This is a genomic window from Hymenobacter terricola, assembly GCF_017921975.2.
Taxonomy (GTDB): domain Bacteria; phylum Bacteroidota; class Bacteroidia; order Cytophagales; family Hymenobacteraceae; genus Hymenobacter; species Hymenobacter terricola.
In genome coordinates this window covers 1-20,036 of sequence record NZ_JAGEMO020000148.1, presented here as the reverse complement: position 1 = coordinate 20,036, position 20,036 = coordinate 1, and the positions used below count along the sequence as shown (strand labels likewise).

General features: G+C 60.7%; 22 protein-coding genes. 16 read left to right on the top strand and 6 right to left on the bottom strand.

The annotated features are described in order from the left end of the window. From J4G38_RS27540 to J4G38_RS27520, 5 genes are all read left to right on the top strand, one after another. Nucleotides 1–1,216, top strand: a 1,216-nt coding sequence (locus J4G38_RS27540) for a DUF4240 domain-containing protein (RefSeq protein ID WP_226164006.1), incomplete at its 5' end; no start/stop codon positions are given. Between the two features lie 99 nt (nt 1,217–1,315). Next, nucleotides 1,316–1,579: a DUF7660 family protein gene (locus J4G38_RS27535; RefSeq protein WP_449555735.1), complete on the top strand. Its 264-nt coding sequence runs from the start codon at nt 1,316–1,318 to the stop codon at nt 1,577–1,579. 193 nt (nt 1,580–1,772) lie between these two features. After that, nucleotides 1,773–2,204, top strand: a complete 432-nt coding sequence (locus J4G38_RS27530; protein ID WP_210522024.1) for a lipocalin-like domain-containing protein — start codon at nt 1,773–1,775, stop codon at nt 2,202–2,204. A 277-nt stretch (nt 2,205–2,481) separates the two neighbouring features. Next, nucleotides 2,482–2,904, top strand: coding sequence for a hypothetical protein (locus tag J4G38_RS27525; protein WP_210522023.1), 423 nt, complete (start codon nt 2,482–2,484; stop codon nt 2,902–2,904). A gap of 133 nt (nt 2,905–3,037) precedes the next feature. Then, on the top strand, nt 3,038–3,484 hold the full coding sequence (locus J4G38_RS27520; RefSeq protein ID WP_210522022.1) for an SUKH-3 domain-containing protein: 447 nt from the start codon (nt 3,038–3,040) through the stop codon (nt 3,482–3,484). 59 nt (nt 3,485–3,543) lie between these two features. Here the strand turns inward: J4G38_RS27520 and J4G38_RS27515 are convergent, their stop codons facing one another. Both J4G38_RS27515 and J4G38_RS27510 read right to left on the bottom strand, forming a co-directional pair. Continuing rightward, nucleotides 3,544–4,293: a LytR/AlgR family response regulator transcription factor gene (locus tag J4G38_RS27515; protein ID WP_210522021.1), complete on the bottom strand. Its 750-nt coding sequence runs from the start codon at nt 4,291–4,293 to the stop codon at nt 3,544–3,546. Then, nucleotides 4,290–5,309: a sensor histidine kinase gene (locus J4G38_RS27510; RefSeq protein ID WP_210522020.1), complete on the bottom strand. Its 1,020-nt coding sequence runs from the start codon at nt 5,307–5,309 to the stop codon at nt 4,290–4,292. Before J4G38_RS27510 ends, J4G38_RS27515 begins: the two co-directional genes overlap by 4 nt. Nucleotides 5,310–5,626: 317 nt before the next feature. On the opposite strand from J4G38_RS27510, the gene J4G38_RS27505 reads away from it, so the two are divergent. From J4G38_RS27505 to J4G38_RS27480, 6 genes are all read left to right on the top strand, one after another. Next, the gene (locus J4G38_RS27505; protein ID WP_210522019.1) at nt 5,627–6,595 is read left to right on the top strand and encodes a radical SAM protein; all 969 of its coding nucleotides are present in this window, start codon (nt 5,627–5,629) and stop codon (nt 6,593–6,595) included. After that, complete coding sequence (locus J4G38_RS27500; RefSeq protein ID WP_210522018.1) at nt 6,595–7,338, top strand: dolichyl-phosphate beta-glucosyltransferase; 744 nt, start codon at nt 6,595–6,597, stop codon at nt 7,336–7,338. The genes J4G38_RS27505 and J4G38_RS27500 overlap by 1 nt, the downstream gene beginning before the upstream one ends. Before the next feature lie 745 nt (nt 7,339–8,083). Then, the gene (locus J4G38_RS27495; RefSeq protein WP_226164002.1) at nt 8,084–12,529 is read left to right on the top strand and encodes a DUF2339 domain-containing protein; all 4,446 of its coding nucleotides are present in this window, start codon (nt 8,084–8,086) and stop codon (nt 12,527–12,529) included. 148 nt (nt 12,530–12,677) lie between these two features. Further along, on the top strand, nt 12,678–13,064 hold the full coding sequence (locus J4G38_RS27490) for a hypothetical protein (protein ID WP_226164000.1): 387 nt from the start codon (nt 12,678–12,680) through the stop codon (nt 13,062–13,064). Between the two features lie 8 nt (nt 13,065–13,072). Beyond that, nucleotides 13,073–14,032 carry an IS3 family transposase gene (locus J4G38_RS27485; RefSeq protein ID WP_226164009.1) on the top strand — a complete coding sequence of 320 codons (960 nt, stop codon included), beginning with the start codon at nt 13,073–13,075 and terminating at the stop codon, nt 14,030–14,032. A gap of 182 nt (nt 14,033–14,214) precedes the next feature. Further along, nucleotides 14,215–14,643, top strand: a complete 429-nt coding sequence (locus J4G38_RS27480; protein WP_210522015.1) for a hypothetical protein — start codon at nt 14,215–14,217, stop codon at nt 14,641–14,643. Nucleotides 14,644–14,681: 38 nt separating this feature from the next. Here the strand turns inward: J4G38_RS27480 and J4G38_RS27475 are convergent, their stop codons facing one another. Continuing rightward, nucleotides 14,682–15,059 carry an Imm44 family immunity protein gene (locus J4G38_RS27475; protein ID WP_210522014.1) on the bottom strand — a complete coding sequence of 126 codons (378 nt, stop codon included), beginning with the start codon at nt 15,057–15,059 and terminating at the stop codon, nt 14,682–14,684. A 131-nt stretch (nt 15,060–15,190) separates the two neighbouring features. Between J4G38_RS27475 and J4G38_RS27470 the strand changes: the two genes are divergently transcribed. After that, nucleotides 15,191–15,493: a hypothetical protein gene (locus J4G38_RS27470; protein WP_210522013.1), complete on the top strand. Its 303-nt coding sequence runs from the start codon at nt 15,191–15,193 to the stop codon at nt 15,491–15,493. 101 nt (nt 15,494–15,594) lie between these two features. On the opposite strand, the gene J4G38_RS27465 is transcribed toward J4G38_RS27470, so the two are convergent. Then, nucleotides 15,595–16,434 (bottom strand): CPBP family glutamic-type intramembrane protease, encoded by an 840-nt coding sequence (locus tag J4G38_RS27465; protein ID WP_210522012.1) that lies wholly within the window; start codon nt 16,432–16,434, stop codon nt 15,595–15,597. 210 nt (nt 16,435–16,644) lie between these two features. On the opposite strand from J4G38_RS27465, the gene J4G38_RS27460 reads away from it, so the two are divergent. Beyond that, the gene (locus J4G38_RS27460; protein WP_210522011.1) at nt 16,645–16,998 is read left to right on the top strand and encodes a hypothetical protein; all 354 of its coding nucleotides are present in this window, start codon (nt 16,645–16,647) and stop codon (nt 16,996–16,998) included. 128 nt (nt 16,999–17,126) lie between these two features. Here J4G38_RS27460 and J4G38_RS27455 read toward each other — a convergent pair whose 3' ends face one another. Then, on the bottom strand, nt 17,127–17,690 hold the full coding sequence (locus tag J4G38_RS27455; RefSeq protein WP_210522010.1) for a hypothetical protein: 564 nt from the start codon (nt 17,688–17,690) through the stop codon (nt 17,127–17,129). Nucleotides 17,691–18,122: 432 nt separating this feature from the next. On the opposite strand from J4G38_RS27455, the gene J4G38_RS27450 reads away from it, so the two are divergent. Next, nucleotides 18,123–18,551 (top strand): cupin domain-containing protein, encoded by a 429-nt coding sequence (locus tag J4G38_RS27450; RefSeq protein ID WP_210522009.1) that lies wholly within the window; start codon nt 18,123–18,125, stop codon nt 18,549–18,551. Nucleotides 18,552–18,683: 132 nt separating this feature from the next. On the opposite strand, the gene J4G38_RS27445 is transcribed toward J4G38_RS27450, so the two are convergent. Continuing rightward, on the bottom strand, nt 18,684–18,953 hold the full coding sequence (locus tag J4G38_RS27445; RefSeq protein ID WP_210522008.1) for a DUF1294 domain-containing protein: 270 nt from the start codon (nt 18,951–18,953) through the stop codon (nt 18,684–18,686). 290 nt (nt 18,954–19,243) lie between these two features. On the opposite strand from J4G38_RS27445, the gene J4G38_RS27440 reads away from it, so the two are divergent. Beyond that, nucleotides 19,244–19,666: a hypothetical protein gene (locus J4G38_RS27440; protein WP_210522007.1), complete on the top strand. Its 423-nt coding sequence runs from the start codon at nt 19,244–19,246 to the stop codon at nt 19,664–19,666. Nucleotides 19,667–19,907: 241 nt separating this feature from the next. After that, nucleotides 19,908–20,036: transposase (locus J4G38_RS27435; protein ID WP_394371082.1), on the top strand; the 129-nt coding region annotated here is incomplete at its 3' end.

Sequence of the window (20,036 nt, the reverse complement as noted above, 5' to 3'; positions counted from 1 at the left end):
TGCAGGCCAGGCAAGGGGATGCCGCTCGAAGGCCCGGCACGCCGCCGAAGGCAACGAGTTGCGCTTCTACGCCGGGTCCCTGCTGTGCCTGCCCGACCAGCGCCCCCTGGGCACGCGCTGCATCATCGACCGTTTTTGTAGACACTCCGAGGTTGAGCTATCGCAACAATCGGCTTACTTCGCAGCCATGAGGTTTTGTATGAGTTTGTCGACGCTATCGCACGACGTTTCGCGCAAAAACCAGTACTTCTCGCCTGCCCTGGAGTATTTGGAAGCATGGTTGCACCCCCGCAGCTACGGGGAAGGGGCACGGTCCGTGTTCGTTGGGTTGAATTGCGTCGGCTGGATTCCCGGAATGCAGGGACCAGCAAACGACTTTGAAACGGGCTATCTGCTGCGAAAAAAGTACACCAAAGCCCGCCTCGAAATTGAGCTGGAAGCCAAACTCAACTACGCCGCGGTCATGCGGGTAACGAGCCAGCAGGACGCAGTTGCAATTCTGCGCGTCGCGTTTCAACGTATTTGCCAAGAACTAAGCACCCTGAAAACGCTGCCGTTCGATGGGCACGCCTTTCAAGCCGAGGTGCTGGGGCAATTGGACCAAGCGGCTTGGATAAACAATCCGCTGCCTCCCGTGCAACGGGCCCTTCATGCGGAGGCTTATCAGCCTGTGGCGTCGGCCCTGGCCCTCCCCAAATTCTGGGAATTGATTACCCAAACCGGGGCAGCCACCTCGTATGCCCCGGCGGCACAGTGTGCGCTGCTGGTTCAACAACTGGCGACCCAACCCGAAAAGCAAATCATTGGCTTCGAAGTACAGCTGCGCCGCTTGCTTAAGCGGCTTTATCACTACAACGTGTTGGCTATCGCGAAGCTGGCAGAAGGCTCTGTGTCCGATGACTCGTTCCTGTATTTCTGTTGCAACTTAATTCTGCAAGGCCCAGCCCTTTATCGCCAAGTTCTCCGGCAGCCGGATGCCATCACCGCCGAGTTAGCACCGGAGGACACCGGCGAGTTTTTGCTGGGGGTCGCGGACGAGGCGTTCGAATTGAAACTCGGCTCGGATACCGACAAGCTCTTGCCGCGCGAGTACGGCCCATCGGTGCACGATTATAACGCGCCAGCGGAGGAAATGGCGGGCCGCGACTGGGAAACGGACGACTTGCTCCTTCGCTTTCCGAGGCTGGCGCGTCGCTATCCCTTGCGTCCGCTATAAGGCTCCTTACTTTGAACAGGGCGCGTTTAAGCCACGACCCTTTCAGTAAACCGTCTGCTTAATCAATATTTTTTACCAATACGTAATCTGAGGAACCCGATGGATGCAATCTGTGACTTACCCCCAATAACTACGCATCAAGCGTTTGTGGATTTTCTTGACTTGCTTCACGAGGACTTTCTTGAATCCGGTAGCCAGTGGGAGAACGACACGTTACCCCGCTATCTGGCAGCGATGCATCGGTGGAGCGCTATCGTGAAAGAAGGCTACCAGAACACCGGCCAAGCGGTGCCAGAAAATGCGCCAGATGTGCCTTGGCAACTTTTTGCTGACATCCTACTAGCGGCACGCGTGTATGAATGAATGCTCGTTTCCCTGAACTACTAAACCACGGACTACCGCAATGCCCCACCGGGGGCATCGGGGCCCTTTGCGCCGATTCGGAGTTTAAGAAACTCGTCTATCAATCAACGTTTACGAAATGCCCCGCAGAGATGAGTTTCGTGAACTCCGTCTTGGCTAGGGGCGCGGTCCGCATATTGCTTAGCTTTGGCGCATGAAACGACGCTTTTCCTTCGCGCTGCTGTGTATGGCCTTGGCCGGTTGTGCGACGAAAGCCGCCGACGACCCCCAGCCCGCCGCGGGCCCGCCCTCGCTGGTGGGAACGTGGGCCTTGACCGACGATGTGTCCGTGACCACTTACAACGACGGACGTCCCCCCCGCACCCAGACACTGACGGTTACTGCTGGGGATGCGGAGTCCACGTTTACGGCCGCAGGGGGCTTGAATACGGTTCTTTCCGGAGCCGCCCAAACGCCCTCGACGTACGTGTACGCCGGCAGCAAACTGACCGTCACCTATCCATTTCCCGCCGGAGCCTACTCCGAATTTACCGTGAGCACCCTCACGGCGGACCGATTGGTGTATTATTCTGGAACGCTGAACGCCGTGGGCACCACGCGAACGCTGAGCTTTAAGCGGCGTTGAGGGACCAGACGATAAAAAAAGTGCCAACTGACAAAACGAGCCCCCGCAACGACTGGAAAAGGAGTTCAGGAAACTCATCTACAAGATAGATTTTCTGTACTTAGCTAATTGAACCAGTTTACTGAACGCAAGCTGGGCAATGGAACGGATTTGCAGGGCTTGCCAGCGCCTTGGTAATGTCGTTCAGAATAAGGAGGGTTTCAGTGGCCTTCGTTTTAAATCACGACGAGGAGTAGCTTTCGCCAAAGCATTGCGCCCATTGCACCAATTCCCCAACATGCTCTCCCGCTGGTTCCTGCTACTGACCGTGTTCGTTTCCGCATGCCATTCGCCGGAAAAGCCGTTGGTGACCCCGTTCACAACGCTGCTCACCAAGGCGGGCAATTACTGGATTTACCACCCCAATATGCGGCCGGACAGCGGCCTTGTTTACTCGTGGTGCACCCGCTACGCTCCTGCCGGAACGTTCACCACGCACTATTTCGATATCCGGGGCTTGCGGGACGCATCGCCTCCGGTTGACGGGATTGATTCCAATGCAGGTGCTTGGTGGTTTCGGGAGAGCGACCACTCCTTCGGGATAGGAGACGGGGAGCAGGACCAGGAAAGCAAAATATTTCACGTCCTGCGCTACAACCAGGACACGGTGTTCTTACGCAATTCGGAAGGCCAACCAGTCCTGTTGGTGCGTCGCCGGTAAGGATTCGGCGTTCTTAAAAGCTGGACATTGAAAGAAGGTTGGTCAAGCAGATTTCGTAGTTCAGCCAAACGGTCGGAAGGTAAACGAGGCCCGTTCAGTTGAAGGAGCCTTAAAGTCGTATGTTCAACACCTAATGCCCTTTTCTGCCTCAACCCATTCTTATCTCTCCCAAGCCGGATGGTTTGCCGGACGCAGGGTCAGCACCATCAAGTACCGGGCTTATCTAGCCGGCGAAGGGTATGCCTGGTTTCCCAAAGTGGCCGCGTTCTTGGAGGAATTTGGCGACTTACGGGTGCAGTTTGAGCGGGAAAGCAGGCGAGTGGATACGCTGAACCTGGACGCTTGCGATGCCAGCGCTGACTTTGATGGCAAATGGGTGCAGCAAGCGTATGCGCCAAGAATAGGGCAAACACAGTTGTGCGTCATTGGCCAAGCCTACTCGGACCATTTGCTGTTATTCATGGACGAAGAGGGAAATGTGTACGGCGGCTTTGATGATTTCTTGTGTTTCATCGCTGACAGCGGGCACAACGCCCTGGAAGCCATTTGCACGAACCAACCAGCAAGGGAGATTTCGTAACGCCGGACTGCGTATGCTTTTGCGTTCAAGAAAAGGGTCGAAATAGCTTAAACGAGGGATTAGTGGTCCAGCCATTGCTTAAAAGCAGGCGCGCGGCCGGCGCTGACCACCAGTGCCTCCTCCGCTACCGAGGGTGCTACCTGTAGCACCAGGCGCCCCTTGAAATATGGCCGGATTTCCTGCACTGCGCTAATGCTCAGGATGAACTGGCGATTGATGCGAAAGAAGTTCTGGGCGTCCAATTGGCCTTCCAGCTGGTCAAGCGTATCGGGAACGATGAACCGCTTGCCGGAGTGGGTGACGAGGAACACCACGCCCTCTTCGGCCAGAAAATACGCCACTTGGTCTACCGGCACGGCTTTCAGGGCCTGCCCGGACTTCACCAGAAAGCGCGTGCGGGGCGTGGTGTGCACCAGGCGCTGCACGTTAGCAACGGCGGCCGGCCGCGTGGCGGGGTGCAGGGTTTCGTACTTCTGCAGGGCGCGTTCCACCTCCGCAGCTTGCAGGGGCTTGAGCAGGTAGTCCACACTGTTCACCTGAAAGGCCTGGATGGCGTAGGCGTCGTAGGCGGTGGTGAAGATAACGGGCGCGCCCACCGCCACTTGGCGGAAGATGTCGAAGCTGTTGCCGTCCGACAGGTGGATGTCGCAGAATAGCAGGTCGGGGGCCGGCTGTTCGCGCAGCCATTCCACCGCCTCTTCCACCGAGCCGAGCGACGCTAGGATGCGTGCAGCGGGCCGCAGGCGGGTGAGCAAGGCAGCCAGTGCCTGGGCGGCCAAAGGCTCGTCTTCGATGAGTACGAGGTTCATGCGGCGGGGGTGGTCAGGAGCGGGAGGCGGACGACGAAGGACGCCGCCGTGGGCACAATTTCCACGGGGCGGTCGGTCAGGTAGTGGTAGCGGCGTTGGATGTTCTGCAAGCCTAACCGGGTGGACGCCACGGCATCGGTGCGGGGCTGCCGGTTGTTCTCCACCACCAGCAAGCCATCAGCGGTCGATATTTTGATGCGCAGGGGCTTTCGGGTAGTGGAGCCGTTGTGCTTAATGGCGTTTTCCAGCAGCATCTGCACGGCGGTGGGCGGCACCAAGGCCTGTTCCCAGGCCGGGGCCACGTCCCATTCCACGCGCAGGGCCTCTCCGAAGCGGGTTTCCATCAAGCTGGCGTAGGCGCGTACCAGCGCCATTTCGCTGTGCAGCGGCACCAACGGTTGCGCCCCAGTATCGAGCAGGGCGCGGTAGACGTCCGACAGTTGGCCGAGGAATTGCACGGCCCGGTCCGGGTCGAGGTGAATCAGCGAACCGAGCACGTTGAGGCTGTTGAACAAGAAATGGGGGTCGACCTGATTTTTCAGCGCTTCGAACTGCGCCTGGAAGGTCTCTTTTTGCAGCTGTGCTACCCGATACAGCTCCTGCTCCAGGTTTTTGCGGACGTGTTCGCGCTCCACAAAGTAGTAGAAGAACAAGGACAGCACTGCGCTAATTGCCAGCGAAAGGCGTAGCGTGCGGGGCGATATCTCCGCAGTGGGCACCAGAAAGTGCTGCGGAAGGGTGAAGAACAACAACCAGAAAGCCACGCTGACCAGCACCACGCTCTGCCCTTCCAACAGGGCCTTGGCCGAAGCGGGCAGCGTGGTCAGGCGGTTAGCCCCAAAGAGGCGAGCAATGGGTATATGAACCCAGAAGGTGGCCAGCAGAAAGGCAAACAGCAGCAGCAGCAGCTTGTAGCTGGCCAGCGCACCCACCCACAAGGTGCCGTACTGAATGAATACCGCCATGTGGAAGACCGCAGTGGCGGCCAGCACCGCCAAGGCCATTTTTCGAATCATGGGGTCGGGTTGAGGCGACGCCTTGCGCCAGGGCAAAGGTCGCGGAAAGAAGGAAGTGGCGGCAATGAGCCTATTCGCTGCCTTGAGGGACTGAGTGCCACCCCGGAGCAACAAGACAAAATTACCAGGTTGCCAGGCGAAAAGCTGCATTTGGTCGGCTAATTCACCAGGCTCATATCCCGATTCATTACCCCGGAATCCGCCTTCGGCAGAAAGCACTTTCGGCCGGGCTCAACGCGGGGGAGTATTGTGCCATCCTCTCCGCAGCCGGGCGCTGCGTTCCCTTTTTGTCACCGTCAATCCCCCTCCCGTACCGCATGAAACTGCCTTCTTTTGCCAAACCCCTGCGCATTTCCCGAACCCGGGTGTTGTGGAAACTGACCAAAGCCGCTTTGGATAAGGACCGGCCGGTGCTGGTGCAAATTGTGGTGACGCGCCGCTGCAACCTGGCCTGCGGCTATTGCTACGAGTACGACAAGGTGTCGAAGCCCGTCCCCCTGCAAGAGTTGAAAGCCCGCGTCGACACGCTACGCAAGCTGAAGGCTGTATTTGTGACGCTGAACGGCGGCGAACCCCTGCTGCACCCGCACATCGCCGAGCTGGTGCGCTACATCGCCGAAGCCGGCATGGTGCCGATGATAAACACCAACGGCCATGTGCTCAAAGCTCCGCTCATCAAGAGCCTAAACGAGGCCGGCCTTTTCGGCATGCAGCTCAGCTGCGACAGCCTGGAAGACAACGAGGTAACTGAGAAGAGCATGCGCCGGCTACGCCCCAAATTGGAGCTGCTGCGGGAGCACGCCCAGTTCATGGTGCGGGTAAACGGGGTGCTAGGCTCCGGCAACCCGGCCGAGATGGAGGAAGTGGCCAAGGTCGTGGTCGGCTTCGGCTTTGGGTTTCAGTGCTCGCTGATGCGCGACAGCGCCGGGCAGGCCCTCCCCTTGAGCGGGGCGGCCCTGCAGGCCTACCTGCGCATTCGGGCCATGAAAGGCCGTCTGCCACAAATCCTCAACGATAACTTTCAACTGCCCCTGGCCCGGGGAGAAAGCAAGCCCTGGAAATGCCGGGCCGGAGCGCGCCACTTCGAGGTCGACGGCGCCGGCTTAGTACACCTGTGCCAGCCCAAAACCGGCTCGCCCGCCAAGCCGCTGGCCGAATATTCGGTGGCCGATATCCGCGCCCAGTTTGACTGCGGCAAGTCGTGCTCGGCCCGCTGCCCCATTGCCTACGCCCACCTGGGCAGCCGGCTCGACGGCTTCCGAAGCCAAAAAAGTGCTCAAGCCTGATGGACCTGAGCCTGATTATCCCGGCCTTCAACGAAGCGCAACGCATTGGGCCCACGCTGCGGCGCGCGCATCGGTTTTTAGCCGCCCGGCCCGCGCGCTTTGAAATCCTGGTGGTCGACGACGGCTCGACCGATGACACAGTGGCGCTGGTTACGGCTCTGGCCGGCGAGCTGCCCGGTGTGCGCGTGCTGTGCTCCCCGGCCAACCGGGGCAAAGGCCACGCGGTGCGCCTGGGCATGCGGGCGGCCACGGGCCAGGTCCGCCTGTTTTCCGACGCCGACGGCTCCACCCCCATCGACGAATTGGACCCGCTGCTGCGGGCGCTGGCCGAGGGGGCTGACGTGGCCATCGGCTCGCGCTACCTGGCGGCGTCGCGAGTCACGCGGCCCCAGCCCTGGTTCCGCCGGGCTTGGAGCCGCCTCGCTAACCGGGTGGTGCAGCGCGTGCTGCTGCCCGGCGTGGCCGACACGCACTGCGGCTTTAAGGCCTTCACGGCCGCGGCGGCCGAGCGCATTTTCGTCGCCTGCACCGTGGACGGCTGGTCGTTCGACCTGGAAGTGCTGGCCCGCGCCCGCGCCTTGGGTTTCTGCATTCGCGAAGTGCCCGTGCGCTGGGAAAACGACGAGCGCAGCAAAGCCCGCCTCCGGCAGTTGCCCCGGGAATTCCGGCACGTGTATCGGCTGCGCCAGCAGCTTCGGCAAGCAGAAAAGCTGGCAGGTAACCAAGGGCGAGGCGTAGCCTGAAAAATCAACCGTTTATTTATTGTCTTCTGGAATGGATGCTTTCGTTGTGTTTTTAATTGTTGCTGTTGCAGTTGCCTGGCGGGTGTGGGGCCTACCCAAGCGTCTGCTGGAGTTGCAGGAGGAAGTAAAAATCCGCCAAGCTGAGTTCAACAAGCGGCAGGCTGCGATGCAAGCGGAGCTGCTGCACCTGCGCGAACAAGTGGCCGGTCTGCTCGAAGCGGGGGCGCCGCCCGCAACAGCCCCCACGGCCGTGCCCCTGGTTCGGCCAAGTACCGCTGCAACGTCCGCTATCGTGCCAGCCAAGGCCCCGGAAGCCACTCCGGCTAGTTCGCCAGTCCGCGAGCCGGTCGTGCCGGTGCCGCCGGTGGCCCTGCCCATTACCCCAGCACCCGCTCCGGTTAAGCCTGCGGATGCGGAGCCCGTCGTCATATTGCCAGTTGCGCCGCTGGTTTTGGTGCAACCACAGCTATTACTAGAGTCACCGGTGATTCCGGTAGCACCGACGCCAGCGCCTGCTCCCGCGCCGGCGTCGGTTTCACCGGTCCCGGTTCCAGTAGTCCCGGTATCCGTGCCAGTGGTGCCCGTGCCCCCAGTGAATACGCCTGTTTATGAGCTGGTTATCATTCCTGTTTCTGAGCCTATTGTCATCCCAACTGAGGTAGCGGTTCCGGCGGCAGGCCCCATACCGGAGACTAGCCCTGAGGCTGCCCCCGAGCCGGTAATAGCGGCTCAGGCTCAACCACCTTTGCCACCCGTCCCGCCAGCTCCGCCCCGGCCACTGCGGCGCCCGCCTCCCCCGCTACAGCGCACCGGGCCCACCTGGTGGGAACGGGCCGCCACCCTTATCCTGGAAAACTGGACCGGCATCCTCGGGGCCGTGGTGCTGGTTACAGGGGTCGGTTTCCTGGGCATCTACGCGGCATTGCGGGTAAGTCCGCCGTTGCGGTTTCTGCTGATTTGCGCGTTCGCGGCTGGCCTGCTGGGCGTGCGGTGGGCACTCCGCCAGAAAAGCTTTGCGCGGCAGCTCAACGGCTGGCTGCTGAGCAGCGCGGCGGCCATCTTCCTGTTTGCCTGCGTGGCCGCCGTGAGCATTGAGGGCCTGCGCTGGGTAGCTGCGCCCTGGGACTACCTGTTGCTGCTCACCGGCGTGGTCGCCAACCTGCTCCTGGCCTGGCGCGCCAGCCGCGAGGAAGTTGCCACCCTGCACGGCGTGCTGAGCCTGGTGGCCCTGGCGGTGCTGCCGCCTGCGGCTCTCACGCTGGGCACGGCGGCGGCCGTCACGGCGTTCACAATCGCCATCACCTACCGCCAGCGGTGGAAGTACCAGCTGCTGCTCGGCATCGCCAGCTTCTTCGCCTTCCACCTCTACTGGCACCGGCAGCTGACGGTCATTCCCAACTCCCTGCGCCTGGTGGCCATGGCGCTGGTGGCGCTGGTGGGCCTAGCCGCAGCCGTGGTGCAGTACCGCCGCGTGTACGCCCAGCGGCGGTTCGAACCCCTGCTTTTTACCGCCCACCTGCTCAACTGGACCTGTCTGGGCATCAACCTGTACCTATACAGCACGGGTTCCGTCTGGAAAACCATTCCGCTGGGCCTGGGCGCGCTGCTCACCTTTTGGGCCGGGCGTCAAGCCAAGAAGCTCGGCATCGGCTGGCTGTTCCAGACCGATACCATCCTCTCGCTTATGCTGGCGCTGGCCACGGCCCTGTCGCTGCAGGGCTGGCACGCTACCCCCTCGGTTATCCTAGTGTTTATGCTGCTCGAAACGCTGCTGGTGGCGCTGGTAATGGCCCGGCAACGCGAAGCGCTGGTGTACCGCGTGGCGCTGTTCGCCGCGTGCCTGGCGGGCGGTGGCCTGCTGTTCTTCGCGGCCCTCAACGCCGATTCCAGCCTGCCCCAGGTGTTGTATCGCAATGCCTTTCTGCTGGCCCTGGCGGGCTGGACGGGCCTGGCGTTCACCCAGCTGATGTATAAGCAGCCGCTGCTGCAAGCTGAGGGGCCCAACGCGAAGGCTTGGGTTGGGGCTAACTCCCCCGCCAAGTCGGCCGGCAACCTATTGGCTGGCTTTGCGGGGCTGGCCGGCCTGTTGCAGGCGGGGTCCGGGCTGCTGCTGGTACGGGTGCTCTTTGGCTGGGACCACGCGCCTGTCGCGATGCTGCTCGGTGCCCTGCTGGCCCTGGGCGGCGGCGCCTTGGGCCTGGCGGCCTGGGTGCGCACCGTTCCCCAAACCCCAACCTGGGTGCGGCAGCAGCAGCTACTACTGGCGCAGGGCTTCGCGGTGCTGGCCGGTCTAGGCCTGCACGAGTTGGGCCTGAGCTGGGCGGTGGTGCTGGGCATCCTCTACGCCGAGAACATGGCTGTGGCCTTGCTGGCTGCCCGGCGGCGCGAGCCGCTGCTGTACCATACTGCCCAGGCCGGGGCCTTCCTGGCCGGTGGCGTCCTGTTGCTGACTGCCTGGGCGAAGGTAAACCACGCGCTGCCCCGTGAACTGTACCGTGATGCCCTGGTGCTGGCCCTAACCGGCTGGCTGGGCCTAGCATTCCTTCGCTGGGCTTACCGGCAGCTCGCGGCTCCCGGCTCATCAGAAATTTCCGAAACAAACCAACGCTTGCTTAGTGGCTTTGCGGGGCTGGGCGCCTTGCTGCAAGCCAGCACGGGCCTGCTGCTGGCGCGCGTGCTGTTTGGCTGGCAGCAAGCGCCGGTAGCCGCGTTGTTGGCTGCGCTCCTGGTAATGGGCGGCGCAGCGCTGGGATTGGCCGCCTGGGTGCGCGTCGAGTTCCGGTTACCCACCTGGGTGCGACCGCTGCAATTGTTTCTGGCGCAGGTATTTGCCCTGCTCACGGTGTCGGGATTGCACGAGCTAGGGCTGCGCTGGCCCGTGGTGCTGGGCCTGCTTTTTGCCGAAAACCTGGCGGTGGCCCTGCTCGCCGCCCGGAAGCGGGAGGTCTTCATTTACCGGGTTGCCCTGGCCGGTGCCTTTTCCGCGGGATTAGGTTTGCTGCTATTAACTATAGGGAACGCTGACCACAGTCAGTTATCCACGCTTTACCGCAACGCCTTGGTACTGGCGTTGGCCGGCTGGGCTGGAATCATATTGGTTGATTTCACCCACCGCCAACTACTGCCTGCGCGGCATGCCGAAGCACTGGATGATGCGCAAACTGACCGTGACCTATTGAGCGGCATTGTTGGGCTGGCGGGCTTGCTGCAGGCCGGAACCGGGCTACTGCTGGGCCGGGCTCTTTTCAGCGCACCCGGAGCGCCGGTGGCCTGGCTGCTGGGGGCGCTTGTGGGCCTGGGGGGCATTGCGCTGGGCTTGGCAGCTTGGGTGCACGCCCAAGGCTTGCTGCCCCGTTGGGTACGTCGCCAGCAACTGGTCTTGGGGCAGGCGTTTGCCGTACTGGCCGCGTTGGGCTTGCACGAGGCAGGCCTGAGTTGGCCCGGAGTCTTACTGGTTCTGTATGCCGAGAATCTGCTGGCCGCGCTGTTGTTGCATCACCGCGACGAAGACGACCTGCTACACTTGCAGACTTACCTGCTGGTGCTGCTAGCGGCTCTGTTGCCAGTGCTGGTGCGCTACGCGTCGCCGGGAGCGTTCGGGGCTGAGGTGCGGGCGGCCTTGCTCGTCGGGGCGGCCCTGCTCACAGTGGGCTACCAGCTGCGGCACCGGTTGTGGTCGGCGGCAAGCGAAGAGTACGCGGTGCTGCCGCTCAGTGGTACCTTACGGTTGCCGGTGCTGGGGCTGGCCGTGGGCTGGCTGCTGCTCAGTGGCGGCGCGCTGGTATACGACCAAGCCTGGGCTGCCTGGGCCATGGTGGGCCTGCTGAGCGGGCTGCTGTACCTCCGGCACCGGGTAGCGGCGCCGGGCGTTTGGGCCGGCCTGCTGCTAGCCGCTGTAGGCTATTTGGGCCTGCAGTGGAGCTATGCGCTGCGGCCGCCGGCCGGGCAGCTGGCCAGCGCGGGAGCCGTGCTGCTTTACCTGCTGCCCATGCTGGCCGTGCCGTTGGTGGGCGCCTGGGTGTCGTGGTGGGCGCCGGCCCAACGGTTCGTGCGCGGCCCGTGGGTGTACCTGCTGGGGCTGCACCTGGTGGTGGCGCTGGTGGCCGCCGTGCCAGCGGGCCACGTGGCTTACCTCTCGCTGGGCTTTACCGGACTGGCAGGGGCCGCCTTCGCCGCGGCCCAGGTGTGGCGCCGCCGCTTGCCCAACGAGTCGGCCGTATGGCGGGCCGGCCTTCCCGACCGCTACCTGCTGCACCTCAACTACGGGCTACTGATGGCGGGCCTGCTCACGCATGGGTACCTCCTCGCGCTCGATGAGCGGTTCTTCGGCCAGCCGGCCGAATACGTGACGGCGGCGCTGCTCTTCGCCACGCTGACCGCCTTGGCGTTGGCGGCTCCGCCCACTACGGGCCCGGTGTACAACACTTGGCGCCGGGTGCATCCGTGGCTACCCGAGGTGGCGCTGCTCTTTGGCACCGCCACGCTGGGCCACCACGTGCGCACGCCTTGGCTGCCGCTACTGTGGGCGACGGGAGCGCTGGTGCTGACACTAGTGGCTTCCAGAATCCCGGCGCGGTTCCGGCGATTGGCCGCATACGGCCGGCTCTACTATGGGCTGGCCGCCGGTACGGCCAGCTTGGCCAGCCTGCGCTACATCACTCCGGAGCAGCTTCTGAGCTTCGATTGGTGGGGGATTTCGGCGGCGGTGGCATTGCTGTTTGCCTACATAGCGCTGGCGCTGCAAGCGGTTAATCCTCCTCCTGCCGGCCTCTCATCCGCCTGGGACCGGCTAATTCACCCGCCGCGCCGCGTGCTCGAAGCCTGGCTGCTCTACCCGGCTTTCCTGGCGCTCACGCTGCTGCTCGTGCAGTCGTTCGACCACTCGGTGCTCACCGTGTTGCTCATGCTGGAAGTGGTGGCCGTCTTCAGCACCAGCCTGCTGCTACGGCGTCAGGATTTGCGCTACCTCGCCCTTGCTGGCATGCTGGGCGCGCTGCTCCGGTTGGTGTTTTTCGACCTGAGCCGCAGCGGTACCATTACGCGAGCCTTCGTCTTTATCTTCATGGGGCTGCTGCTGCTGGGCATGAATGCGCTGTATGCCCGCTTTAAGGCCCGCTTCGCCCCGGAGGAGTTGGTAGAAGACGATGGAACGTCGGAAGCGCTGACCGGGCCGGACGTTCAGGTAGAGTAAAATGGGGGTGGCCCGCTTGCCAAGTTATAACAAGCGGGCCACCCCCATTTTACAGTGTATTCACAAACAGTTTAGGCGATTAGCCAGGCCATTGACCGTTCAACAAAATGTCTTGTCCTAAAATGAGTTGACCATCAATCCCCCGCAGATGGAACACTTATTTCTGCTTCGCAAGCAGGCGCATGAGCTGAAAATGCGCCAAATGGTCGAGGAGATTACCTTCGGCCGCCACACCGTTGAGTCGGCGATGAGCAAGTATGAAGTGCTCACCCGCTCGACCGTTACCAAATGGGTGGAACGTGTCCGGCAAGAAGAACTGGCCCGTACCGAAGCCATGGAAAACACCGCGAAAAAGCCCCCCACGACGCTCGTCGAGCAAGTGGTGCAGCACGCCGATGCGCTGACCGGCCAGGTCAAGCAGTTACAGAAACAACTCGAACAAGCCGAGCTGCAGGTGCTCTATTACAAGCATGTGATTCGGGTGGCCGAGCAGGAGCTGGGCCTGAGCATCGAAAAAAAGTCCGTTACCAAGTAGTCCAGCTCCTGCGAGTAAGCTGCCCGCACTTTTGCCTGCGGCGGGTCAGCGGGGTACTTGGGTTTAGCCGGCAGGCCTACTATCAGCACGAAAACCGGCAATTCACCAGCGAGCAGCGGGAACAGTACGTACTGGACCTCGTGGCCGAGGTGCGGGAGGACCACCCGCGCATGGGCGGCAAGAAGCTTTACTACCTACTCAAGGAACAACTGGTCAAGCAAGGCATCAAGTTGGGACGGGATGCCCTCTTTGACTTGCTGGCTGCCAACAACTTGCTCATCCGCCGACGCAAGCGCAAGGCCATTACCACGTTCTCGCGGCACAAATTCCGCAAGTACCCGAATCTGATTAAGAACCTCACTCCGTTGCGGCCCAATCAGGTCTGGGTGGCGGATATCACCTACTGGTTTACCGAAGCCGGCTGTCTCTACATCTCGCTGCTCACCGATGCCTACTCGCACCGCATCATGGGCTTCGCCGTGGCCGAGACGCTGGCCACCGTCCATTCTCGCCGGGCGCTGGAGATGGCGTTGCACCAAATCAGCAAGCGGGCCGGCCGCCACCTGATTCACCACAGCGACCGCGGCATCCAGTATTGCAGCCAAGAGTACCTGGCCCCGTTGGCAGCTTGGCACGTGCAGGTGAGCATGACGGAGAACTCCGACCCGTTGGAAAACCCCGTAGCCGAACGCATCAACGGCATCCTCAAGCAGGAATACTTGAGTCACCAGCCAGTCCGCTCCGTGGAGGAAGCGCAGCAACACCTCGAACGGGCCGTGTTTCTCTACAACTACAAACGCCCCCATCTGAGCTGCAACTACCAAAGCCCCGACGAAGCGCACCGCAGCTGGGGGCCGTTGGAACGACGCTGGAAAAACTACTACAAGCCACCCGTTGCGAACGAACCAAAAGACCGTAATTTTAGGACTACCGCCGAAACGGTCAACGCAGGCCCGGACTATCACTAAACGGTCAACTTATTTCAGGACAAGACAAAACGGTCCGAAGGTAAACGCACTCCGTTTGATGACAGGAGCTATTCAAAAAACACGGCAGGCCACCAAGTTCGGCCCCAAAGAGAGGGCTTAAACGCTCTTCGTTCAACCCCCTTTTTCATTTTGATTCGGTCATGAGTCCATTGTCGCTCCTCTTGTTTGCTACCCTCATTCGGACGAACCCAACCGCGATAATCAGAAAAAATGCCTTCACAGGCATCGAAATAATTTACACTGACAGCGACCAGAAAAAAACGGTGTTGTTCCAAATAGAAGCGTTTATCGGGAACAAGTGGGTGCTTATCGACCACGATGTGAACTGCAAAGAATTAAACGCGCGCAGTATCATTTCCTGCGCTCCTATTCACGTTCACCAGCGGAAAGTTCTTTCCTTTTCTCTGGAGGACTGCGAATACATCTACAGCTTTCCCTACCAACGCTATAACAAGCTGTTGATTCGGTTAAAAACGGTGGATTATCACTCCACCAAAACAAGTTACTACATTGGTAAAACGCGCCGATTTATGCCTTTCTGGATTAATAAACAGGAGCAGAATACCACCTCTCACCAACTAACCCACTAACTCGGGTTCAGCGAAACGGTCGGAAGGTAAACGAGCCTTTAATCTATCATTTCGGTGAGCATTAGACAAAGCGTCCTCTTTTCGAGGCTCCAGTCAGCCGGATTGGCCGTATTCTCAATCAGGTGAACCAGCGCCGCGAGCATCAACCTTACTCGTTCCGTCTCCGAAGCAGCCAAGAACGGGCCGTAGGCGATTCTCACTCGCGCATTGAGCGCGCGCTCTTTTTTGACAAAGCGTCGAAATTCCCCCGGTCCTGTGTCTTGGTTAATGACAAACACCACGTTGATTTCGGCCACAAGCGCTTCCTGGTTAACTGGCATAGCCAAGGCGTTTAGCGTGGCCTCAGCCGTATTTCTGGCGTGGCGAAAAGCGTCGCCATTCTGCGCTTCAACTATCCCACCCAGCCAAAATATCATAGAAAATAAGGAGAAGTTTCGAAAGTACTAAGCACTTGTAAGTTCATTTAAACGGTGGGTCCCTAAACTTACTGCGTTTCGGTAAAAGAGCGTTATTTACCTCTTCAAGGATTGGCATGGTCTCCTGACTGATGGAAGCACACGAACCCGTTATTGCTCTTTTGCTTTTTCAAAACGGTCTGGCCGACAATGCCTACAGTATCATCCGGCATTTGGAACATCGCTTTGGCTGGTTGCACTGGGGCGAAATCAAGCAGTACTTGCTGGCCCATGGGTACCTGGTTCAGCTGGACCAAAGCCAAGTGCCGGCGTATGCCATCACCCCCGCCGGCGAGGCGTTTAGCGCCCGTTTTCGCGAACAGGCATTGGCCAAGGTGCAAGAAGACCCCTTCACCCACACGGAGCACACCCGCTGGCTGATTAGTCAATTGTGAGCTGGCTCTAACGTCTAGCCAAACGGTAGGTCGGTGAACACGACCCGTTCAAAAATAAGAGCATTTGGTCGAGGGCGCAAGTATGTGTGCGCTCGTGGCTCCTACCCTGCTGAATGGCCGACGGCGAGGCAGCCGTTCAGCAGGCAATGCACAGCTGCGGCGGCCCAGGCCGAGCCCGTGCGTTCGCGCACATACAAAAACAATGTGCCCATGCTCAACTGGAAGAGCACATCGGCCAAGGGGAAGTGCGTCGGCGACCACCACGCCCCGACGTAGCGCCAAAAGTCCGCGCCGAACCCCAGGGTGAACAGGCGGTCGGGAAAGCCCAAGCCGTGCCCGAGCGTGAACAGAAGCACCCCTACGATGCCGCCCCAACTCGTGCGCGTGCCGGGCAACGGGACGGTTCGCGCCAGCCCGGGCGCCAGCAGGCCCAGGAGCGCCCCGCGGTAAAATAGTTCTTCGTCCAGGCCGGGTAAAACAAAATAAAACAGCCGCTCGCCGGTGCTCAAGGCCGGGAAGGCGTGACGGGACAGATAGGCATCTCCCAGCACGAGGGCGGCGGCGGCCAGCACGGCCGGCACGACCGCGCGGACCGCCCCCGGGGCCGGCCGCACAAAGCCTGCGGCGGCCGGCGTGGCGCGTCGCAGCGCGTACACCCACCCCAAGGAACACAGCACGCCGATGCCCTTGCCGACCCATCTTAACGGCACCGGCCCCGCCACTTTGCGCAGCTCGGCCGCCGAGGCCTGGCCCCGCCACTGGACCCACACGGGCCACGGGAGCGCCAGCTGCATCAACGTATACATGTGGACGACGCACGCCAACGCGGCCCAGCCCAGCAGGGCGGGCCGCGCGCGCCAGGGAACGACGCACAGTCCGATGCACAACCCCGCCCACAACAAGCCCCAAAATACAACGGCAATTACAAGGGTAGTCGGCATGGAAAATATAGGCAGCGGCAGTCGGCCCAACAGAACGACAAAGGGCATTCAACTGATGTATTACTTTCATCCGAAGCAACCGGCGAAATTGCTCTAGTTTAGGAAAACGGTCCTGCCTTGAACGAGCGCCGTTTGGAGATAGGAGGGTTATTGCATCCCTGTCGTTTGCGTAGTTTGGTGACCAATAACTCCATCTCTTTCTCCGTCCCGATGTTGCTGCTAATCCGGTTTGCTTTTCTGGCATTGCTCTGTAGTGGGGGTGGTTGCGTCAGCCAGACGCTCGTTCAGCACACCCGCGCGTATGATGCGGCGGCACAAGCGTCCCCGGAGCCCTTTTATTTGGCGACCACTCCGGAAGCGTTGCAGGGAATTTGGGGCACTAAGCAAGAGTACTACTATACCGGCAGCGATAGCCAGTTCCATTACCTACTCGTGTACTACGACACCTATTTCAAACACAAGTACGCGTACAAAATACCGCGGAACGCCCCCCTTGGCGAAACGCCCTTTGACTTTACCACCGACCCTACTGCGAGGAAGCCACTCGTCTTGCCAAGGGAATAGCTGGGTCAGAGGTGGGAGAATCACTGGACAGATTTTAGCTAATCTGTTCACGAAAATGGTGGCAAGGTAAACGCGCTCTGTTTAGTTGAAGGAGCATTATTGCAAACTGAGCTAATGGTACTCAAAGGTTAGGGCTCCATGTAGAACGCGCCGCGGCTGTCGAACACGACGTAGAGCCGCTGCTCAGCCGGTGCCCACACGTAGAGGTAGGCCCCGCCCGCACCGTCCAAGTAGGTGGCGTACGCGTTGCCCGCGTGCCCCAAGTACCCGCGGCGCGCAAACTGCCGGCTGCCGAGCCATCGGTCCAAAGCCGGGGACGTGGCCAAGCTGCGCGCCAGGGCGTGGACCGCCCCGCCTGTCGGCTGCCACCCCAAGCTGTCTTTTCCCAAAACCGACTGGGCCGGTCCGGGGAACCGCAATCGCGGCAACGGGCTGCCTGGGCCCAGGGGCGCGTGTACCGGGGCCGTGGGGGCATAGGCCCACAACTCGTGGGTTTCCATCAGGTCAAAGCCCAGCACGTTGTGCGACTCGACCACGTGCAGGCGCAGGCCCGGTTGGCGGAAGAAAGCCGCCCCGGCGCGCTCGTCCAAGGGCCGGTTGAACGCCCAAGCCCCATCGAGCGCCACGACCGCACCGACCACTGCGGCGAGGAGCAGCAGAAGGACAATGCCTAAACGTCGAAACCAGAACATAAACGCAGAAGTCACAGAAGAAGTGAAGTGCCAAACTTACGTTCAGCCAAACGGTCGAAAGAGAGTTATAGGTACCTCCAAAAACAGTTATAGCCACCTCCAAAAGAGTTATAGGGGAGTTATAGCCATGCTAAAAACAGTTATAGGCACGTTATAGGCACGTTATAGGCACGTTATAGGCACGTTATAGGCGGGGTTATAGGCTGCTTGACGCCTGATTCGGCACCCGAACACGGTCTTTAGAAGCGTTTGTCGGGCCGTAATGCAGCCGAAACCTGCTGTTGGTGACGGCCCTGGTGCTTTAAGAGAAAGGTATTGGGTCTTGCGGGCTGCCGCAAACCTCCCTCTGGTGGGTTCATTCACGAAAACGAGGGTATTCGGCACCGGGCACGGCGGAGTTATTTTTGGGCGGGGCGGTGATATCTTCCGGGCATGAACGAGCCCAAAGAAATCATCCACGTCGGGGCACTGGAACTGCGCTTCCTGCTCGACGGCGACGACACCGACCAGCGCATGGTGGTGTTCGAGTTTTCGGTGCCGCCGGGGGCCCACGTGCCCGCCCCGCATTACCACGAAGCGGTGGACGAGCTGGTATACGGCCTGTCGGGCACCATGACCACCACGGTGGGGGGCCTACCGCGCACCATCGGGCCGGGCGAGCAGTGCTTCATTGCGCGCGGGGTGGTGCACCACCACGCCAACCTGGGCGCGGAAACGGCCACGCTGCTCACCGTGCTCACGCCGGCCACCATCGGCCCGGCCTATTTCCGCGAGCTCAGCACCCTGCTGCAAACCGGCGGCCCGCCCGACCCGGCGCGGGTGCAGGCCATTATGGCCCGACACGGGCTGGTAGTGGCCTAAAGCACCGCCCGGTAGCGCCCCACGTGCGCTCCTTTCCGGCAAAGCAGTCGTTACGTATGTCGATGAAAAAAATCGCCCTTTAGAAGAAAAACGGGCGTTTAGTGAAAAGGTCGTGGCGTAAACGCGCCTCGTTCAGCTGAAGGAAGGCCACGTGAAATAAAGCACCGCCCCTTGCAGCAGCGTCAGCCCCAGGGTAACGCCCCAGAAAGCGGCTTTGCGGTTTTTGTGGGGCAGCAGCCACATCGCCGCCCACGCGCCGAGTGCCGCGCCCGGCAGAGTCGCCAGGTGCAGCGTTTGTTCGGCAATGCGCCGCTGGCCCCGTTGGGCTTTGCGTTTGTCCCACGCGAAGAGCAGGAAACACAGCAGATTGAACAACAACAGGCAACTCAAGAGCAGTTTCATGGGCGGGGCGGACCGTTCAAAGTAAGTGGTGCGGGGTATCGGCCTCGGTGGTCGCGGCACCGGCCGAAACCGGGTGGGCGGGGTCAACAAAGGGCGAGTAAGACGCAATACCCGTGGTTTGGCCGTCGAAGATGGCACCAGCCGGGCACAAGTCCGTGGGCTGCGGTCAGCCAAACGGTCCGAAGCTAAACGCGCGCCGTTCAAAATAAGGAGCATTACTTTGGCCCAAACGCCCGCCTTGTTTCTGAATCTGTTTCTTTCTCTTTTTGCTTTACTAACCAGCCCCGCCTATGCGCCCGTTTTTGCTACTAGGTGACATCTCGGGGTCTCTTATTGTATTGGGGCTCGTGGTATTAGGGTTCGGCGGACTGACCGTATTTGGCGGAATAAGACTTCAACGGCCGAGCCCCACGGCGACGGGAAGTAAAGGGATGGGGTTAGGGTGCGTGGTCATGGCCATTGGAATGGTGGTCGTGCTGATTGCCTTCAGCTTTCTTTCTGACGTTTGGGAGGACCGGCCGTCCCGGGTTATAGAACGCCAAATGGAAGAAATTGAAGAAAGGGAAGAAGCAAGGAACGCGGCCCTTCCAGACACAAGTTGGGTGGCCCGAGACCGCAAAACCAATCAGGAAAGCGATAGTGCCTCGCGACACGTGGTCCAGCAGGATTCGATTGCACGAGCACGTGCCGAAAATGCTGCACAGGGATGGTGAGTCCTAAGCGCCTAATGATTGGATAAAAGGGGGCGTTTGCTGGTGCAGGAGTTCATTCAAATGGTCGAAGCCCTGGTCCCATAGCATTTTATCCGGTGCGTCGGTCGTCGGTTCGCCGCAAACACGTCGTTAGACGCGCTTGTATCGCCTGTACCCGCCTTTTCGCCTCCGTTTCTGCCCGAAAGGTCGGCGAAAAAGCCGTTTCTAGAGCCTGTTATGCACTGGTTCGTAAATTAGGGGCATGACCGCGCCGCGCCGCTACCCAAGTGATGTGAAGGATGATGAATGGGCGTTTGTGGCCCCGTATTTGGCCCTGCTGCGAGAAGATGCGCCCCAGCGGCGGCATCCGTTGCGGGCCCTGTTTAACGCG

Coding starts and splice junctions, on each gene's coding strand:
- J4G38_RS27510 (WP_210522020.1), bottom strand. CDS start 5,309: ATGATTCGAAAAATGGCCTTGGCGGTGCTGGCCGCCACTGCGGTCTTC.
- J4G38_RS27525 (WP_210522023.1), top strand. CDS start 2,482: ATGCTCTCCCGCTGGTTCCTGCTACTGACCGTGTTCGTTTCCGCATGC.
- J4G38_RS27505 (WP_210522019.1), top strand. CDS start 5,627: ATGAAACTGCCTTCTTTTGCCAAACCCCTGCGCATTTCCCGAACCCGG.
- J4G38_RS27460 (WP_210522011.1), top strand. CDS start 16,645: ATGTTGCTGCTAATCCGGTTTGCTTTTCTGGCATTGCTCTGTAGTGGG.
- J4G38_RS27455 (WP_210522010.1), bottom strand. CDS start 17,690: ATGTTCTGGTTTCGACGTTTAGGCATTGTCCTTCTGCTGCTCCTCGCC.
- J4G38_RS27440 (WP_210522007.1), top strand. CDS start 19,244: ATGCGCCCGTTTTTGCTACTAGGTGACATCTCGGGGTCTCTTATTGTA.
- J4G38_RS27445 (WP_210522008.1), bottom strand. CDS start 18,953: ATGAAACTGCTCTTGAGTTGCCTGTTGTTGTTCAATCTGCTGTGTTTC.
- J4G38_RS27475 (WP_210522014.1), bottom strand. CDS start 15,059: ATGATATTTTGGCTGGGTGGGATAGTTGAAGCGCAGAATGGCGACGCT.
- J4G38_RS27535 (WP_449555735.1), top strand. CDS start 1,316: ATGGATGCAATCTGTGACTTACCCCCAATAACTACGCATCAAGCGTTT.
- J4G38_RS27490 (WP_226164000.1), top strand. CDS start 12,678: ATGGAACACTTATTTCTGCTTCGCAAGCAGGCGCATGAGCTGAAAATG.
- J4G38_RS27465 (WP_210522012.1), bottom strand. CDS start 16,434: ATGCCGACTACCCTTGTAATTGCCGTTGTATTTTGGGGCTTGTTGTGG.
- J4G38_RS27515 (WP_210522021.1), bottom strand. CDS start 4,293: ATGAACCTCGTACTCATCGAAGACGAGCCTTTGGCCGCCCAGGCACTG.
- J4G38_RS27520 (WP_210522022.1), top strand. CDS start 3,038: ATGCCCTTTTCTGCCTCAACCCATTCTTATCTCTCCCAAGCCGGATGG.
- J4G38_RS27450 (WP_210522009.1), top strand. CDS start 18,123: ATGAACGAGCCCAAAGAAATCATCCACGTCGGGGCACTGGAACTGCGC.
- J4G38_RS27500 (WP_210522018.1), top strand. CDS start 6,595: ATGGACCTGAGCCTGATTATCCCGGCCTTCAACGAAGCGCAACGCATT.
- J4G38_RS27470 (WP_210522013.1), top strand. CDS start 15,191: ATGGAAGCACACGAACCCGTTATTGCTCTTTTGCTTTTTCAAAACGGT.
- J4G38_RS27530 (WP_210522024.1), top strand. CDS start 1,773: ATGAAACGACGCTTTTCCTTCGCGCTGCTGTGTATGGCCTTGGCCGGT.